The 16,619-nt window shown below is 38.5% G+C and carries 24 protein-coding genes; 19 read left to right on the top strand and 5 right to left on the bottom strand.

All coding sequences use genetic code 11. From position 1 onward, the window contains the following. Positions 1–9: 9 nt before the first annotated feature. The 5 genes from ETU08_RS01820 to ETU08_RS01800 are packed head-to-tail and all read right to left on the bottom strand — an operon-like array spanning position 10 to position 3,956. Entirely contained in the window at positions 10–1,239 is a 1,230-nt protein-coding gene (locus ETU08_RS01820; protein ID WP_146261307.1) for a phage portal protein family protein, read from the bottom strand. Between the two features lies 1 nt (position 1,240). Continuing rightward, complete coding sequence (locus ETU08_RS01815) at positions 1,241–1,666, bottom strand: phage protein Gp36 family protein (protein WP_146261306.1); 426 nt, start codon at positions 1,664–1,666, stop codon at positions 1,241–1,243. Beyond that, entirely contained in the window at positions 1,663–3,201 is a 1,539-nt protein-coding gene (locus tag ETU08_RS01810) for a hypothetical protein (RefSeq protein WP_146261305.1), read from the bottom strand. Before ETU08_RS01810 ends, ETU08_RS01815 begins: the two co-directional genes overlap by 4 nt. After that, the gene (locus ETU08_RS01805; RefSeq protein ID WP_146261304.1) at positions 3,185–3,436 is read right to left on the bottom strand and encodes a hypothetical protein; all 252 of its coding nucleotides are present in this window, start codon (positions 3,434–3,436) and stop codon (positions 3,185–3,187) included. The genes ETU08_RS01810 and ETU08_RS01805 overlap by 17 nt, the downstream gene beginning before the upstream one ends. Positions 3,437–3,455: 19 nt before the next feature. Beyond that, positions 3,456–3,956 (bottom strand): hypothetical protein, encoded by a 501-nt coding sequence (locus tag ETU08_RS01800; RefSeq protein ID WP_146261303.1) that lies wholly within the window; start codon positions 3,954–3,956, stop codon positions 3,456–3,458. Positions 3,957–4,149: 193 nt separating this feature from the next. Here ETU08_RS01800 and ETU08_RS01795 point away from each other — a divergent pair, with 193 nt between their 5' ends. The 19 genes from ETU08_RS01795 (at position 4,150) to ETU08_RS01705 (ending at position 16,619) form a co-directional block, all read left to right on the top strand. Further along, positions 4,150–5,232, top strand: a complete 1,083-nt coding sequence (locus tag ETU08_RS01795) for an ATP-dependent Clp protease proteolytic subunit (protein ID WP_146261302.1) — start codon at positions 4,150–4,152, stop codon at positions 5,230–5,232. 33 nt (positions 5,233–5,265) lie between these two features. After that, entirely contained in the window at positions 5,266–6,261 is a 996-nt protein-coding gene (locus tag ETU08_RS01790; protein ID WP_146261301.1) for a hypothetical protein, read from the top strand. Between the two features lie 11 nt (positions 6,262–6,272). Then, positions 6,273–6,683 (top strand): DUF5675 family protein, encoded by a 411-nt coding sequence (locus ETU08_RS01785; protein ID WP_146261300.1) that lies wholly within the window; start codon positions 6,273–6,275, stop codon positions 6,681–6,683. Beyond that, entirely contained in the window at positions 6,680–7,144 is a 465-nt protein-coding gene (locus ETU08_RS01780) for a hypothetical protein (RefSeq protein WP_146261299.1), read from the top strand. Before ETU08_RS01785 ends, ETU08_RS01780 begins: the two co-directional genes overlap by 4 nt. Further along, positions 7,141–7,494, top strand: coding sequence for a hypothetical protein (locus tag ETU08_RS01775; RefSeq protein WP_146261298.1), 354 nt, complete (start codon positions 7,141–7,143; stop codon positions 7,492–7,494). Before ETU08_RS01780 ends, ETU08_RS01775 begins: the two co-directional genes overlap by 4 nt. A 1-nt stretch (position 7,495) precedes the next feature. Continuing rightward, positions 7,496–8,734 (top strand): DUF2586 family protein, encoded by a 1,239-nt coding sequence (locus tag ETU08_RS01770; protein ID WP_146261297.1) that lies wholly within the window; start codon positions 7,496–7,498, stop codon positions 8,732–8,734. An 88-nt stretch (positions 8,735–8,822) separates the two neighbouring features. Further along, on the top strand, positions 8,823–9,179 hold the full coding sequence (locus ETU08_RS01765; protein ID WP_260390922.1) for a hypothetical protein: 357 nt from the start codon (positions 8,823–8,825) through the stop codon (positions 9,177–9,179). 11 nt (positions 9,180–9,190) lie between these two features. Next, complete coding sequence (locus ETU08_RS01760) at positions 9,191–9,493, top strand: hypothetical protein (protein ID WP_146261295.1); 303 nt, start codon at positions 9,191–9,193, stop codon at positions 9,491–9,493. A 14-nt stretch (positions 9,494–9,507) separates the two neighbouring features. Then, positions 9,508–9,741 carry a hypothetical protein gene (locus ETU08_RS01755; RefSeq protein WP_146261294.1) on the top strand — a complete coding sequence of 78 codons (234 nt, stop codon included), beginning with the start codon at positions 9,508–9,510 and terminating at the stop codon, positions 9,739–9,741. A gap of 9 nt (positions 9,742–9,750) precedes the next feature. Further along, a complete protein-coding gene (locus ETU08_RS01750; RefSeq protein WP_146261293.1) occupies positions 9,751–11,994 on the top strand; it encodes a phage tail tape measure protein in 2,244 nt (747 codons plus the stop codon). Between the two features lie 10 nt (positions 11,995–12,004). Then, positions 12,005–12,640: a DUF6046 domain-containing protein gene (locus ETU08_RS01745; protein ID WP_146261292.1), complete on the top strand. Its 636-nt coding sequence runs from the start codon at positions 12,005–12,007 to the stop codon at positions 12,638–12,640. Next, positions 12,637–13,638: a hypothetical protein gene (locus tag ETU08_RS01740; protein WP_146261291.1), complete on the top strand. Its 1,002-nt coding sequence runs from the start codon at positions 12,637–12,639 to the stop codon at positions 13,636–13,638. The genes ETU08_RS01745 and ETU08_RS01740 overlap by 4 nt, the downstream gene beginning before the upstream one ends. Beyond that, positions 13,635–14,168 carry a hypothetical protein gene (locus ETU08_RS01735; protein ID WP_146261290.1) on the top strand — a complete coding sequence of 178 codons (534 nt, stop codon included), beginning with the start codon at positions 13,635–13,637 and terminating at the stop codon, positions 14,166–14,168. Before ETU08_RS01740 ends, ETU08_RS01735 begins: the two co-directional genes overlap by 4 nt. Before the next feature lie 10 nt (positions 14,169–14,178). Next, on the top strand, positions 14,179–14,367 hold the full coding sequence (locus ETU08_RS01730) for a hypothetical protein (RefSeq protein ID WP_146261289.1): 189 nt from the start codon (positions 14,179–14,181) through the stop codon (positions 14,365–14,367). Positions 14,368–14,370: 3 nt separating this feature from the next. Then, complete coding sequence (locus tag ETU08_RS01725; RefSeq protein WP_146261288.1) at positions 14,371–14,652, top strand: hypothetical protein; 282 nt, start codon at positions 14,371–14,373, stop codon at positions 14,650–14,652. Continuing rightward, positions 14,649–15,005 (top strand): hypothetical protein, encoded by a 357-nt coding sequence (locus ETU08_RS01720; protein ID WP_146261287.1) that lies wholly within the window; start codon positions 14,649–14,651, stop codon positions 15,003–15,005. Before ETU08_RS01725 ends, ETU08_RS01720 begins: the two co-directional genes overlap by 4 nt. Beyond that, entirely contained in the window at positions 14,983–15,291 is a 309-nt protein-coding gene (locus tag ETU08_RS01715) for a hypothetical protein (RefSeq protein WP_146261286.1), read from the top strand. Before ETU08_RS01720 ends, ETU08_RS01715 begins: the two co-directional genes overlap by 23 nt. 1 nt (position 15,292) lies before the next feature. Then, the gene (locus ETU08_RS01710; RefSeq protein ID WP_146261285.1) at positions 15,293–16,156 is read left to right on the top strand and encodes a nucleotidyltransferase; all 864 of its coding nucleotides are present in this window, start codon (positions 15,293–15,295) and stop codon (positions 16,154–16,156) included. Beyond that, positions 16,146–16,619 carry a hypothetical protein gene (locus ETU08_RS01705; RefSeq protein WP_146261284.1) on the top strand — a complete coding sequence of 158 codons (474 nt, stop codon included), beginning with the start codon at positions 16,146–16,148 and terminating at the stop codon, positions 16,617–16,619. The genes ETU08_RS01710 and ETU08_RS01705 overlap by 11 nt, the downstream gene beginning before the upstream one ends.

Raw genomic sequence — 16,619 nt, 5'->3', positions numbered from 1 at the left:
ACTTAGTAGCTACTTTTTTTTTTCGGCTTCCGGTTGGGGTTTTACGATCGTGTTTTCTTTCAATCCCAGTAATTTTATTCCCGTTTCTTGCTCTACAAATTCAGGATCCGGCACATAACCTGCCTGGCTTAATTTTACCACTAGGTCAGCAACTCCGTCAGCGGTGCGAACTTCCGAGTTATCCCACTCAAAATAATGATTTTGCAAAGGAGCATAAATAGGCGAAAGATTGATTAAACGCGGACGAATAAAGGAGTTGAAAATATTCTTAAAAAAGATTTTATCCGCATTGTATCGGTCTTCGGCTAAGCGGTATTGGATTTGCGCCGACCCCACAAAGGTTTTTTGGTCAGTAAGCGAGGAACCACCTAAAATACGCTTGGATATCTCGTCATTGGCGCGCTCAATAAAAACATCAAAAGTATCTTTAGAATTTCCCGTGTGGGTACTTCCTACTTCAAACTTTTCATTCCCCCTTCCAATTAAAAATGAATTGCTTTTAAAAGCCATAGCCGAGGAATAGAGTTGTTGCAAACGGCTATTGTCTTCCCTATCGGTAGTAATAAATAAAGGAGGTACCCCATATTTATCAATAAAATCCATCCAAGCACCCCAACCTATTTTTTTTGCTAGTATCATAGGTGCCAATCGCTCTAATATACCTAAGTCTCGGTCTTTACCTATCTGTACATAATAGTTTTTAAAAATCCCTTCCTTATATTGCCAACCATTGGTGGCTCCCGGTTCTTTTAAGATTAACCCCTTGGTAGCATTAAAATGTGATTGGGGTATTTCGGTGGTGGTTGCTAATTCCCCTTCTGCATTGGTTTCGTACAATTCCAGTAAGGTAGTTCCCTGAAATTTTGAAAATAACACCAAACGAATTAATTCTTCGAACCAACTACGTTCCAACAACCAACTCAATTCTTCATTTTCATTTCCCTTATCATCTATCATTTTAAAAGGGCTTCGTTGGCTGTATAAAATACGGCTGTCTATTACCGAAGCTACATGGTTATCCAACAACAAATTATCATACAAAGCCGCCAAAGGCGAACGATCCGGGTTAGAATTATCCAAAGCCAGGGCAACCGCTATTTTATAATCGTTAATACTTTTAGCGTGGATGCTTATCTCTTGTGGCACCAAGAGAGAAGACAAATAATTGCTTTTCTTCTCTGCTTGGGCTTGGGGTTGCTGAATGGCTGGGCGTCGGTTATGTCTTCGTTTTTTGCTCATGTTAAATATAAAAATTAGAATTAGACAAATTACCTATCAGGGTGGTAGATTCTACGGTATTTCCGTTTTCATCCGTTAGGGGCGGTAAGCCTCCCGGATTAAGTTTGCCTGAATTGATATTTTCCAATTGCTTAATTGCCCATTCGTATTCTTCTTTATAATCCGTGGGTACTTTTCGGGCAGCATTGCGACGAACGATACCATAAAGCACCAATTTAGCCAAAATGGTTTTCAGTAGTTCGTTTTGTATAGGTGCTTCCGGGTCAAAAATTTTATCAATATCAAAAATCCCACTTAAATAAGTTTTAATTAACTCGATGCTGGAAGCTTCTATATTGTCTAAAATTGGTTCATAATCGTTTATACTTTCATCAATTAATTTTTCAAAAGCAAAGGTATTCAGGTAATCTCTAGTTAGGTATATCATATTCTTTCGTGCTTGGGTTGGTAACTTCCTTGTAAATAAGCGTTATCGTCACTATCAGAGTTATTGGTTATATATTTAGATAAATATTCAACGGCTTCACTATCTGCGTCGGGGGCATCATCATGTGAAGAATAGCCGGGGCTTATTCCATACAATTGTTGTAAGCCTATTTGGGTGTCATTATGGCTTTGTTTTTTGTCGTTATAATAAATCCGTCCATTTTGGTAACGGGCTTCTAAACGAGCAATGATCTTGGTGTACTTGTGGTTTTTATCATAAACCAAGGTAATAGACAGTTGGTAATTTCCTTCTTCTTTGCAAGCTTCTTTAATGGTTCTTTCTACTTCATCATTCCAAAATTGTGCCTCTGCCCGCCAAATAATTTCAATGCCTTTTGCCTTCATTTCCCTATCAATGGCAATCATATATTTAACCGCTGGCTTCATTTTGGTTTGTTTTACAAAGCTGTCGATGTAGTAAAAATCATTTTTATACAAGCCCCAAATCCGCACCGCATTATAATCGGAAGTTTCATTGCCTGCATAGGCAATATCCCAGTGGGCGCAAATGGCTTTAAAATGGTCGATGCGTGGCAACTTTGCCCATTGTATATATTCAGCTTTAAAAACCTTTCCTCCTCGCAAAACAGCTTTATGGTTGTATTCAGAATCCGCTGAAGTAATACCCATTTTTTTAGCCTTAGCTCGGTAATAATCGGCGGTATATTTACCTGCCCAAGTAGGTTTAAAAGTAGTGGAGTCATACGCTTTTACCTCGTGTACTTTCCAATCGGGGTGTTTTTTGGCTAACTTTTTTAAAAACATTACCGGAGCAAACCAGTTATTGGAAAACAAAAGTCGTTCAGTATCTTCGGGCGAATCCATAGAGGGTAACAATTCTTCCTCTACCCATTCGACCATTTCATCTTGTCGTTTTTCGCTTTTTATCGTTTGGCGGGTTTCTAAGTCGTCCAGATTATAATAGGTAGGACGTTGTGCTCCTACCCGAAGCCCTCGACAACTTTGTCCGAATCCCATAGCTTGCCCAATAAACCCACCTTTGGTTATCCAAAGTTCTTCCTCCCAGCTTCCCAATTTTACCTGCTCGCCAAAATCAGCAATAATTTGAGGGTTGATTTCAAATTCAGCCCGTAAATCTTCTAACAATTGACGGGCTTTTTTTTCATTCACAGCAACCAGCACGAAATACATATTTTCCCCATTCAGCCAAAGCCAAAAAGGAATAAAAATATTATTCCATACCGATTTAGCCAGTCCACGCCCCCATTTACAAAAGCCTACAAAGTTCTTATCTTTTTTAACCAGCTTTGCCCATTGTAAATGAAAATCCGCACAAGGATATTTGGCATAGTGAGGAAAATAACGTTCTACACAATAAAGGATATCTTTCTTCGAACGTTCGATTGCCTCTTTTCTTTCCTTATCGGTTTCAAAAGGATTAATATGTACCGACTGCTTGGAAAGCTCTAGTTTTTTACGGTAACGTTCTAAGGCTTTTTTATCCTCTTTTCTCACTTTCTTTTCTGAATGGTTTTTTAGAAGTTAAAGAATGTTGAATGTGGTTTTTCTGAAAATCATAAAACAGGTTGCTAATCCACATGGTGCATACCTTGTTTCGTCCGTTAGGCACCTGCACCGGATCGCCAATTTTCCATTGCACCCCCTGGCGTAGTAAATAGGTTCCTAATTCCATTTGCCAACGTCTTTTGTTGGCGCGGTTCCATAGAAGATTTAAAATAAGTTTAAACATGGTTTAAAAGGTTTTTATATTAGTATTTAATTGAAATAGTATTTAAGTGTTCCTCCTGAAAGTCTACCGTAGAAGCAAAAAGTTTCGGGTCATATTTTTTTAGATTATCAAAAATGTCATTCATTACCTCAATGTATACCGATAAAGAAATTTTATTTTCCTTATCAAAATTGGTAAGGGTTTTATTCCATTTAGATATTTCGTCCGATATGGAAACTGCCTGCCGACGTAAATCATTGATGTAGGTTTTATTCGGCTCTTCTTTTTCTAATTCACTGGATATATCTCGCTGTACCTGTATGCGGTCTTCTGCCAGAGAGTCTATTATCTGTTGAATATTGGTAAGTCTCTCTGCCTTAGAATTAGCCTTAGTATGTCGTAATCCCTTCCAGTTTCCTTTTTTTATCCACTCGCCAATGGTTTTTTCTGTTACTCCGGAAAGTCCTGCCGTTTCCTTGGCGGTTTTACCTTGGTTTACATAATAATCATAGGCTCGTTTTTTTTCTGCTTCCTTTGCCATACTTGAATTTTACTATTGCAAAGGTCTTTCAATGGTAGTTCATTACCATTTTTCTATTCCAAAACGTCGAAGATTTACGGATAAAACGTCGGAGATTTTCAGACGTTTTGGAATGGCTTTTTTCTATTGCGCTAGCTCTGTCGGAATTTTGCAAAACAAATTTTAATAATCCAAAGCCAGAACTATAATGTAAATGAAAAGTACACTACAGATAACCGCCTCAGTAGAAAAAAGTATCGGACAAATAAGAATAACTGATAGAATTTCAGAATATTCTGAGACCAGTTCTTCTTCGGTGGTAAGAAAAATAGTAGAAGACCTAATAAAACAAGGAGTTAAAAAGGCAGAAGTATATATAAACTCACAAGGGGGAAGTACATTCGAAGAGACGGAAATTGAAAACGCCCTAGATCAATTGGAAGAAGTAAACCTTACCGTCGGAGCATTAGCAGCCTCAGCCGCCACTAAATTAGTGGCTAAGTACCCCACTTCTGCCTTTTCTAACTCTCAATTCATGATCCATAAGCCGATGTTAGGCACTTATGGAAATGTAACCCAAATACAAGCGGACTTAAAGCTTCTAATCAATACTACTGCTGACTATAAAAAAGCCTATGCTTCCAAAATGAAAAAAACAGAAGAAGAAATCGAAGCCTTATGGAAAGATGGGGATTATTGGATGACGGCACAGGAGGCTTTAGCTTTAGGATTAATTGACCGTATTATAGAGGAACCCGAAAAAGTCACTGCCGAAAGCCTGGCAATACTTGAAGCATGTGGAGCTCCACACATTCCACATTTAATAAAAGAAAAACCCAATAAAACAACCATGGATAGAAAACAACTCATAGCCTCCTTAGGCTTAGCCACCGATGCTACTGATGCAGAAATTGCAGAAAAAATTGCAGACAACCGTCAAAAAGCAGAGCAGGCAGAGCAGACCAAAGCTCAAGCCGAAGCTCTTAAAAAAACAAATGCAGAAGCCTTAGTAAATCAGGCAATCTTAGACAAGAAAATTACTGCTGAACAAAAAGCAACCTACCAAATCTTAGCAGAAGCCGATTTTAATGCTACCCAGGCAGTTATTAGCAGCTTGCCTACTCCTCAGGCTCTTAGTTCTCAGCTAAACCCACAGCAACAACAAAAAATAAATGCTGCCCGCGCTTCCTGGACGTTGGATGACTATATAGAAAAAGACCCCAAAGCCTTAGCAGAAATGGAAGTAAAAGACCCTCAAAATTTCCTACGACTAAACCAGGAGTATTACGGCTATTAAAAAAGAAAAACCTTAAAAACCTAATAAAAACCCATGAAAAACAAAACCCTAATTTTTAGCCTGGCATTTTTGCTGGTGGCTGTCCTTTTATTCGCTTTACCTTCCCATAAGGAAACAGCTATAACAGCCATGAGTTTACCCTTAGCAGGCAAACAACTAAAAAACGAAGTGGCAGAAAAAGAGCTGATCAAAAAATTCAGACATGAAAATACCTGGTTACAGGAAATAAAATCCAAACAAAAATGGCTAGAAAATGATGTTATTAGAATCCCTAAACAAGGGACCGCGCCCAATGTTATAATTAATAATCAGGTGTACCCCATTGTTTCCAATAAAAGAGAGGATGACTATGTTAGTCTATCTTTAAATAAATATGAAACTGAAAATACAGAAGTTACTGCTGATGAGCTGTACGCCTTATCCTATGAGAAGTTGAGCGATGTACAGGTACAACACCGGGAAGAATTGGAAGACAAAACCGCTTCCCATGCCTTGTATTCCATTTCGCCCGATAAAAAAACCACACAAACTCCTATTTTAGAAACTACTGGAGATGCAGACGAAAACGGACGCAAAAAACTAACCTCCAAAGATGTCATTAATCTTAAAAAAGCTCTGGATAAACTAGGAGTTCCTAAAAAAGGAAGAGTTTTAGTTTTATGTACCGACCATGTTGGTGATTTACTAGAGGAAGATAGAAATTTTCAAACCCGGTACCAAAATGCCATAGATGGGGTGATATCAAAATCCTACTATGGTTTTACTACCTACGAATCTTTAGATACTCCCGAATACAATGATAATTTAGAAAAATTACCCTTTGAGAGCCTGAATACTGGGCGAACCGCTTCAATTGCTTTCTTTAAAAACAATGCTGCTAAAGCAACAGGGAGTGTAAAAAGATTTATGCGCGCCGAAGAAGAAGATCCCGAATATCGTAAAAATACCTTAGGCTTTAGGTTATATTTTATCTGTGTAGCAATTAAGGACGAAGGACAAGCCGCTTTAGTGTCCGGTAAAGATGCTTAAAAATAATAATTATGAAAGCAGTTATAACCCGTACAAAGTTTGAAAAGGTGCAAACCTTAGGCGAGCTGGAGTTGTATAACAACCAAAACCAGCTAATTTATAAGTGCAAAACCTTAGAACTTCCCTGGAAAAACAACCAACTAAGAGTAAGTTGTATTCCGGAGGGAATTTACCAGGTAAACCCTCGTACTTCGGCTAAGTTTAAAAAGCATTTTCATGTCGTGCCTACCGAACCAAGAAGTTACATTCTTATTCATGCAGGCAATTATTACACCGACATACAAGGCTGTATACTGGTAGGTACTGCGTATTCAGATATCAATAAAGATGGCTATTTAGATGTGGTAAACTCTAAAGTAGCCTTAAATAGACTATTGGGTTTAGCCCCCAAAGGCTTTGAATTAATAATAAAAAAAGGATGAAAGTTCTAATACCCTTAGTAGCTCTATTCAGTTTTATTTTTCTCGGTTGTGGTTCACGTAAACCCCAACCGAGCCATAAAACTGAAACCAATACCCTAATAGTAGAAAAAACTACCACATACCGAGATACGGTTTTTGTAACGGAAAAAGCAAAAGCTTCTGTAACTACTCCCGTAGAAAATCTAAACGAAAAACCTCAGGTATCTAAAAACAAAAATGCAACCCAAAGTTTATACAAAGACAAAGATGGAAATATCGTAGCCGATTGCGAATGCGATTCCCTACAAATCGCAGCAAAAATAAAACAGGAGTTGCAAAAAGAAACCCTGGAAACAGTAATAACAGAAACCCAGATACAAAAAGTGCCTTATGTGCCTTTCTTAGTTAAATGCTTGGCGTGGATTGGCGGAGGGGCTGTGGTATTTCTAATAGGGGTTTTACTAATAAAAATGAAAATATGAAAAGCAAAGAAGAATTAAATAGGGAAGCCCAAAGCTTCCTGGAGCAATACAAACAAAAAGAAGTCTACGGAACTTCCGACGGACAATTTTTTTTAGATAAAAACCGAGCAGAATTACACGCCCGATCTAAAAAAGAACTTAGCGTTTATGTTTTCCCTAAAGATGGCTCTACTACGGCAGAAGCCAACGAAGACTGGGCGGAAAAATTAAAAGCAACGGAAGATGTAAATACACTTATTTACCCGGAGCTTAAAAATATGGTAAAAGGCTTAGGCTTGGAAGTAGAAAATCAAAAACAAGCTACTCTTATAGAAGCCTTAGAAAAACACAAAGAAACCCTAAATAACTAATATGGCACAACTAACTGGTGTAAATGTAAACAAATTACAAGGAGGCTTAGGGCGTGGTAACGGTACTACCGATTCTTATGTAGGATTGGTGGGTTATATTTCCGCCGAAACCTTAGCCTTACTACCTGAGATAAAAGAAAACAAAGCCCTGCAATTATTGCAGATAGAAGACTTGGAAGCCCAAGGGTTTAATGAGTCTTTTGATGCAAATAATAAGTTATTGGTGCATTATCATATTTCTGAAATTTTTCGCTTAGCTCCCGAGGCGGTGGTTTATTTTATTCCCACTACTTCCGAAAGTATCGAAAAAGCCATAGAGGTTATCATTCCAGCCATTCGGGAAAATTCCGAAATCAAAGGGTTGGGCTTTTGCGGGTTTTCGGAAACTTTGGAAACCCTAAATGTAGATGCTATCCAAAAAACCCTGGTAGATGAATTTACCAAAGAAAATCGCGATTTAGATTTTGTTTTATTGGAAGGCAAACCTAAGGCGGGCGAAACTTTTAAAGTAAACGATTTACCCAACCTAAGAGAAAAAGCTGCCCCCAATATTACGGTAATTATAGGGCAAGACCCCGCGGTTGCTTCTTTAGAGGAAGCCTATAAAAATTATAGTGCGATCGGTTCGGCTTTAGGGATGTTGGCAATTCGCAAAATATCTGAAAATATGGGATCGGTAAACATCGAAAACAAACCCGCCAACTCCAGGGCTACTACCTCTTATCCTTTAACCGATAGTGCTTCTTCTCGTTGGTTGTCCTCTGCATTAAGCGACGGAACTCCTTTGAGCGAGTTAAGCAAAACCCATTTAAAAACCATTCAACAAAAAGGCTATGTATTTATAGCCGGTTACGAAGGTTTTGCCGGTTTATTTTTTTCCGCTTCTACCACTTGTATAGAAAAAGCCTCGGATTTTTCTACCATTGAAAATAATCGGGTATGGAATGCCGCCAAAAGAGCGATAAGACAAAGCTTATTACCCTATGTAAAAGGAAAGGTAAAAAAAGACCCTTCCACTGGTTATATAAAATCTACCACCATTGCCACATGGCATGGAGCCGCCTCCAAAGCTCTGGAGCAAATGGTAATTAACAATGATATTTCCGGCTATCAGGTACGCATAGATAACAACCAAGTAGTGAACGAAGACAATCCCGTAAAAATAAGAGCGGTAGTAGTAACCGACGACATTGCTCATGAGTTTGATGTGGATTTAGGATTAACCAATAATATAGAATAAGATGGCAAATGCAGATCACTTAGTAAACAATTTCGGCGTTATGACCGGATGGAATAACGTAACCGTCAATCTTTTAGGTCGCGACGTAGTGGGGATAACCTCCCTTACCTACAAAGACAACCACGAAAAAGTAAATGCATACGGTGCTGGGCGTATGCCGGTAGGACGCGGGTATAAAAAGTATTCAGCGGAAGCAAGCATTACCCTATACAAAGAGGAAGTAGATGCCCTTAAAGCGGCTTTGGTACCGGGGGCAAGAATACAAGATATCGCTATGTTCGATATAACGGTAGAATATGCTCGCCCAAGTGGTTACATTCAAAGAGACCGCGTATACAACGCTGAATTTACCAACGATGGGGTAGAAATAACCAACGAGGATGGAACGATTTCCATTCAGTATACGTTGATCATAACCCACATTGGTTGGGATATAGTAATTTAAAAAATAAATATATGATAACCGAAGCAGAAATCCAAGATTTAAAAGCCCGACATGGCGACTTTCTAACCCAAGTAAATATTGAGGTAGAAGGAAATAAAAAAACGTATATAATTAAGCCTCCCACCCGCACAGTTATAGATATTATTTCAGACGAAAAAACTAACACCGCAGAAGTATCAAAAGTGTTAATTAATAACTGTGTAGTATACGGAGACTTGGAACTCATCGAAAAAAATGGCAAAGTATACACCACTCTTTTAGCCCATATTAAAGACGAAGTAGGCAATTACAAGTCCGAAGCAAAAAAGCTTTAAGCCTTTATCGGTTATTGCCCGAAGATAAGGGCTTTGAGTTTCGGAAATGGAATGCCATCCTGCGCCTGAAATATGGAATAAAAGACCCCGATAATCTCCCTTTAAAAGACTGGGCAAAATTAGTAGAAGAATACAGATATATATACGAATTGGAAGCCGAAGACCGAAAAGCGGAATTAGAAACCTTAGAAATCAATATTAAAAATACCTTATATCACATCGTAAACACCCTATACGGGAAAAACTAAAACCAATCCATGTCAGACAAAGAAACCTCTTGGATATTATCCATTATCGACAGAGCCTCGAAGCCAGTAAAAGAAATTATGGCGTCCGTGAAAGAGTGTGCACAGGTAGTGGATAAAAGCAACGAGCGTATAGTAATGTCCGAAAAACAAACCCAACAGGCACTAACCAATACCAAAAAACATCATAAGGAATTAGAAAAACAAATTAAGGAAAACGAGAAGCAGGTAAAAGAGTTAGAAAAAGCCTACGAAAAAGCCGCACCCGGCACTCAAAAACTAAACGCTTCCAAGCCTTTGGCTGAATCCAAAAGAGCCTTACAGAGCTTGCAAGAACAGTTAAAAGAAACTTTAGAAGACGCCCAAACACTGGAAAAAGATTTAGAGAACATAACCAACTCTAAAAAAAGCCCTACTTCCTTAACCGGAATGATGACCGGCGTAAACCAAACCATGGAGATTATAGATAAGGTTTCCTCCATGTTGGATTTTACCCAGCCTATTGTAGCTACACGTACCGAAATAGAGCGAATGACAGGTATTTCAGGTAAGGGTTTGGATGATCTAACCGGCAAGGTGCATAAGCTAGGGGTGGTATTCAACGAAAATGATGAGGATATTGCCCGGGCGGCACACTCCATGCAGACCACTTGGGGAGGTTCTTATGAGGAAATGCTTGCCTTAATGCAAAAAGGCTACGAAAAAGGCGGGAATATCAACAAAGAAATGCTGGATTCTTTAAAAGAATACCCCAAACAGCTCAAAGAGGCGGGATTGTCCGCCAGTGAATCCATTGCTTTAATCGCTCAGGCAAACAAACAAGGCGTTTATTCCGATAAGGCGATAGATAGCATTAAAGAAATGAATTTAGCCCTTCGGGAAATGGATAAACCACAGGTAGAAGCCTTACAGGGTATTGGTATTTCCGGAAAAGACTTAAAGGGCAAAACTACCATGGATGTAGCTAAGCTTATTTCGGAAAAGATGAAAGGAGCTTCTTCCCAGGCACAACAAAAAGTACTTGCCGATATTTTTAAAGCCGCCGGAGAAGATGCGGGCAAAGAGTTTATTTTAGGTTTATCTACCATGGACTTAAACCTGGAAAACCTTCCTTCGGTAAAACAGGCAGGAGCAGGAATAAAGGGCATTATTGCCGATATTCAAAGCAAGGTAGCTACTTCCGTTGGTACTTTTGCGCCTTATTTACAAACTTTAGGTTCATTTTCTACTCAAACTATGGGGGTTATTTCTTTGGTGCAAACCTTAGGGCGGGTAACTGTAGTACAAACCATAGCCACCAAGTCGGCAGCCCTAGCCCAACGGGCATGGAATCTAGTAATGGTTGCCAATCCTATTGGGGCGGTTATCGCTTCTATAGCTGCCTTGGGAGCCATGGTTTATAAAATACGAAAAGACACCATAGAAAGCACCGAAGCCTTTAAACAACAAGCGTCTGTAATGCGCGTCAACGAAGAGTTGAATAAATATGCTATTCAAACCACCAACGAACGCATTACCAAACTAAAAAACCTTACCCGAGTAGCTACCGATGAAAGAATCTCGTTAGTAGAACGTAAAAAAGCCCTGGGGGAATTAATCAAAGAAGATGCCCGATATCAATCCTCTTTACAAAACGGAATTATTCTTACCGATCAATTGCGAAGAACCACCGAACAACTAACCCAGGAAATTTATAATAATGCCTTAACAGAAGGCAGAAAAAAATTAATCGCAAAAACAGCAGAAGAGGTTGAACTCGCAAAATTAGAGGAGAAGAAATGGAGTGATGAAATTGATAGAAAAAGTAAAATAGCACAAGCAGGACATGTGGTTTTAGATATTGTTAACCTAGGAGTATTTTCTAAATATGACGCGGCTAAGGAAACCAAAGAAAACAAGGAAAGAGATTTACAAAACCTTATACGTCAAGACATACAAGCAGATCGGTTAAAAAATGGTTTACGACCACAAAAAGGAATAGTAGAAAAAATCACCGCGGATCCACTAACCCCAACCCTGGATGATTATAGTTCTTCTTTTTCCGGAGGAGGAAACAAAAAAGGGGACAAAAAGGGCAGTAATTCAAAAAATGGATTAAGAATTAGTGGAGGCTCCGGAGGAGGCAAAACCATTACACAAAATCTAACCATCAACAACTATTTTACTCGCGGAAATTCTTCGGACGACAGAAGCTTTGCCGACAAAGTGATTACCCAAATCAATGACGGCTTACGCGATGGATTAGCAACTATTTAAAAGAAAAAAGATGGACGCACGTTATTATGTATCAAAAGCCTTACAAAAATTATTCGGGTACAATCTGCCGATCTATTTTCCCTATCGGTTAAATAAACAACTGCCTGCGGAAATAATATTCCCCGATGTAACGCTAAAAGAGGAAGAGGAAATCTTAAAACTGAGCTATTTAGGTACTCCCATTGTAGCCCCTACCACTTTTAAAGCAGGTGAATACAGAAAATACAAAGCAAATGGAGAGTTAACCAGTATAAGCCTACCCGATTTTCAGCTTCCGCTGGTTACATTGATAGAATTCAGAAGAGCAAAAAACATCATCAAAACCGATATGTTGGGGGCTAATGGTACAGTAAAAGAAATTTACGGCATGGATGATTGGGTTATCAGTTTTCGGGGATATGCTATGGACGAACCCAATAAGAAAGCCCAGGATCAGATAGAAAATCTATTAAAATTTGAGGAGTTAGCAGATTCCATCGAGGTAGACGGAATACTTTTTACCTCCAAAAACATTCACCGCTTAGCCATAGAAAGCATAGAACTAGGGCAGTTGGAAGCAGAGCCGGGAACGATACCTTTTACTATTACAGCCTCCTCAGACGAAGCCTTGGAATTAGTATTAACCGAAAAAACACTATCCGAATGACGCTAGCCATGAATTGTAAATTAATATTTTTTCCTAATGATAGTCGTAGAGAAAAGCTAACCCTTTACACGGTGTCCGAAGTACAAATCGAAACCTCTTACACCAACTTAACGCAAAATTCGGAAATCATCATTGCCCGAAAGGTTAAATATTTTGATCGTAATAAAATAAAGGAGGTTTTCAGAAAAGGCGATAAAGTAGAAATTTACTTAGGCTACAATGGGGCTTTAACCTTAGAGTTTATAGGCTACATTACTCAGGTAAGTGCCGATTTTCCGATTAGCATTAAACTGGAAGACGAAATGTATAACCTAAAGAAAAAGGAGGTAAACTTTTCCAGTCCGGGGATTACTCTAAAAAAGTTAATAGAAAAATTACTACCCAACCCCGAATACATCGTAAACATTACCTACGATGCTCAATTAGGACAGGTTATGTTTTCCAAAACCAATTTAGGGGCAGTCTTAGACAAACTAAAAACCGATTGGAATATCCATAGCTATTTTCGTTTGGTTGATGGTAAACCCGTGCTGGAAGTAGGTTCTATTTACCAAACTCAAACGAATACAAAACCGGTACTTTTTCATTTAGAACGCAATTGCGTAGACCAGCAGTTAAATTACCGACGTAAAGAAGACATCCGAATAAAAATTAAAGGAGTGTGCAATCTGGGAAAAGGTAAAAAAATAGAAGTAGAATACGGCGATTATGACGGAACGGTAAATACCTTAACCTATTATAACCCTGGTATTACCAAAAAAGACTTGGAAATTCTGGTAAAAAAAGACTACGACCGCTTTAAACAGGATGGCATGGAGGGAAGCTTTACCGCCTTGGGAATCCCTTCCGTACAATTCGGACAAAAAGTAAAATTAGTAAGCAATCTCTATGAAGAGAGAAATGGCACTTTCGGCATTGAAGGAGTAAATAAAAGTTTCTCCAAATCCGGCTACAGACAGGATATTAAATTAGGATTTCAAATAGGAGAAAAGAAATGAAAATAGAGAATAGACAAAACCCCAAAGCAGAACTAAGGAGCCTTTTAAAAATACAGGCAGGAGCTTTAGTACCTATTCAAACCTATTGGGCTATTACTCAAGAGGTAGATTGGGAAAATAAAACGATGACAGCGATTGGAGTATCAAACGAACTGCCATTTTATAAGGTTCTGTTAGGCTTAGGGAGTTTACAGGTAAAACCCAAAGTAGGTAGCCCGGTTTTATTGGGGGTAATAGAAAACCAAACTCCTCTTACTTTTTTGCTGGATAGTGAACAAGTGGAAGAAGTGGTTTATACCTCAGGCAGCAGTCAATGGGTGATAAATCCCGAAGGTTTTCAGCTTTCCAGCCAGGGCGAAAATTTATACCAAATCCTAGGCGATTACATCGAACAATTTGGAAAATTAGCCGATGAAATCAATAAAATAAAAGTAGCCATAGGTACCAGCCCCAACACTCCGGTAATTGCAAAAATCAAACAAGAGGTAACCGGAACCATTAAACAACGTTTAAACACCCTTTTAAAATAATTTAAAAACCATGTTAGATAAAGCAGGATTAATAGAAGATTTAAAAGCCCTGATGAACTTAAATAATGAGGGCAAAAGCAATACAGAAGAAGCCGTTCAAAAACTGGCGGATGCGATAGAAAAATATGTGAAAAGCGGAAAAGTGCAAGGAATATGTCCTCCCAACGGAGGAGCCTTGCAAAATGGAAAAGTAGTTTAAAAAATGAAAGATATTTTATTAGATGAAACCCGCCGAATACAAGTGCTCAATGGTGATTTTAGAATCGGAGAAAGTGAAATGCAGGAAATTGCCTTACTATTGGAAAGCAACCAGGGCGAATGGAAAGAACACCCAATAATAGGAGCGAATTTATACCAGCTGGTAAACAGTAAAGCCTCTAAGTTAGATATAGAAAAGCGGGTAAAATTGCAACTTTCCCTAGATAATAAAGAATATGCAGAACTAAAAAATAAAATACAAACCACCATAAAAACCACCATATGAAAGAATTTTTAACCTCTTACCTGGGCGAATTTTTAAGTGTTGTTATCGCTGGAATTGGCGGTTGGTTATTTGGAAGAAGAAAGCAGAATGTAGAGTTAAAATCGGCTGAAATAGATAACGAAATAAAATTTGCTGACTACTACAAAAGCTTACTGGATGACCTTTCCGCTCGCTATGAAAAAAAATACCTGGATATTGAACAGTTATATACCGGAAAAGAAAAACTTTTACAAGATGAAATAGCCATGCTAAAAAGCAAAATAACAATGTTGGAGCGTGAAAACAGCGAACTAAAAAAAAGAATTAAAGAACTGGAAAACCAATTAAAAGATGACAGTAACCGTACTAAATAACCAGTCTTTTTTAGACTTGGCAGTGCAGTATTTAGGTACCACCGAAGCAGCCTTTGCAATAGCCTTTACCAACCAAAGAAGCCTAACCGATGAGTTAACCGCCGGAGAAAAGTTAATACTACCTGAGAAAAGTAAATACAAAAACTCGGATATCGCCTCCTATTACCAACAAAAAGGCTTATTTCCTGCCACTTCGGTAACCGATGATTTTATGCTGCCTTTTGATCAGGATGGAATAGGCGAAATGATCATTAATATAAACTTCATGGCAAAAGCAAAATCATAATATGGCACGAACAATTACAGAAATACAGAACTCTATACTAGAGGAAAAAGAAAAACACGAAGCATTAAAGGTACTAAATAGCAACTCCAAGGCGTCTATTTGGCGATTATTTACCTATGTGGTTGCCTATGTTATTTTTAACCTGGAGTTGCTTTTTGATGCCCATACAGAAGAAATAAACACCACCATTGCCGAGCAAAAAAAAGGCTCCTTAAAATGGTATAGAAACAAAGCTCTTGCTTTTCAATTGGGCTTTGATTTGTTGCCTGATTCCGAAGATTTCAACAATGAGAATTATACAGAAGAGGAAATCGAAAATTCCAAAATCATTAAATATTCTGCGGTTACCGAAGCCACTACTCAAAGCCGATTGATTATAAAAATTGCCACCGAAACCGGGGATAAACTAACCCCTATTAACGAAGCAGAATTGGAAGCCTTTACCTATTATTTAGAAGAAATTAAATATGCTGGGGTGGCAGTTACAGTTATTAATTACTTACCCGATGAACTAAGCTTATACATAACCATCCGAAGAGACCCCTTGGTTTTGGATGCCCAGGGCAATGCCATAGCTCCGGTTAATGGAATTATTCGCCCGGTAGAAGCAACCATTCGTCAGTTTTTAAAAGAATTGCCCTTTAATGGAGAGCTGCAACTTTCCAAGCTAACCGACCAATTGCAACTAACTACCGGAGTGACCGATATAAAAATAACCTATGCCGCTTCGGCTTGGCTAGACCCAACCACTGGGAAATACAACACTCCTCAAATCATCGAAATGTCGGTAATTCCCGAGAGCGGTTATTTCACTACGGAAGATACGGAAGGCAAAAACCTAATAAATATAAATTATGTGGTATAACCCAAACCTTAAAAAATTGGCAGTTTTAACTATGCCCCCGGGCTTACGAAATAATTTTTCTATAAGTTATCTGATTAGTTTGCTAAAGCCCTTAGAAACTACCCTGTATAATTGGCAGAAACTAAGGAACAACAGCCTTTATAAACTCCAACATACCGGGCAGGTATGCTATTTACGAAAAGTTTTAAACGATCGCTTTGACCCAATTCAAAGAAGAATTATTATAACGGGATCGCAACGATATAAATCGCAGTATATATATACAGAAGCAGAAAAAAAAGAAAAGTACTTAGGCACAATGTACCTACGGCGCGATGTTGATTTTGAAGACAACGGCGCCGACTTCTTAGTATTGGCTCCTGCTGAACTTTTAGACGAAAACAATTACGAAATGAATGCCCTCATAGACTACTATAAACTGGCTAGTAAAAGATATAGAATTGAACCCTTAGAATACCTTTAA

It is taken from the genome of Apibacter muscae (assembly GCF_007845635.1).
GTDB classification, from domain to species: domain Bacteria; phylum Bacteroidota; class Bacteroidia; order Flavobacteriales; family Weeksellaceae; genus Apibacter; species Apibacter muscae.
This window is presented reverse-complemented; position numbering and strand designations above follow the sequence as displayed.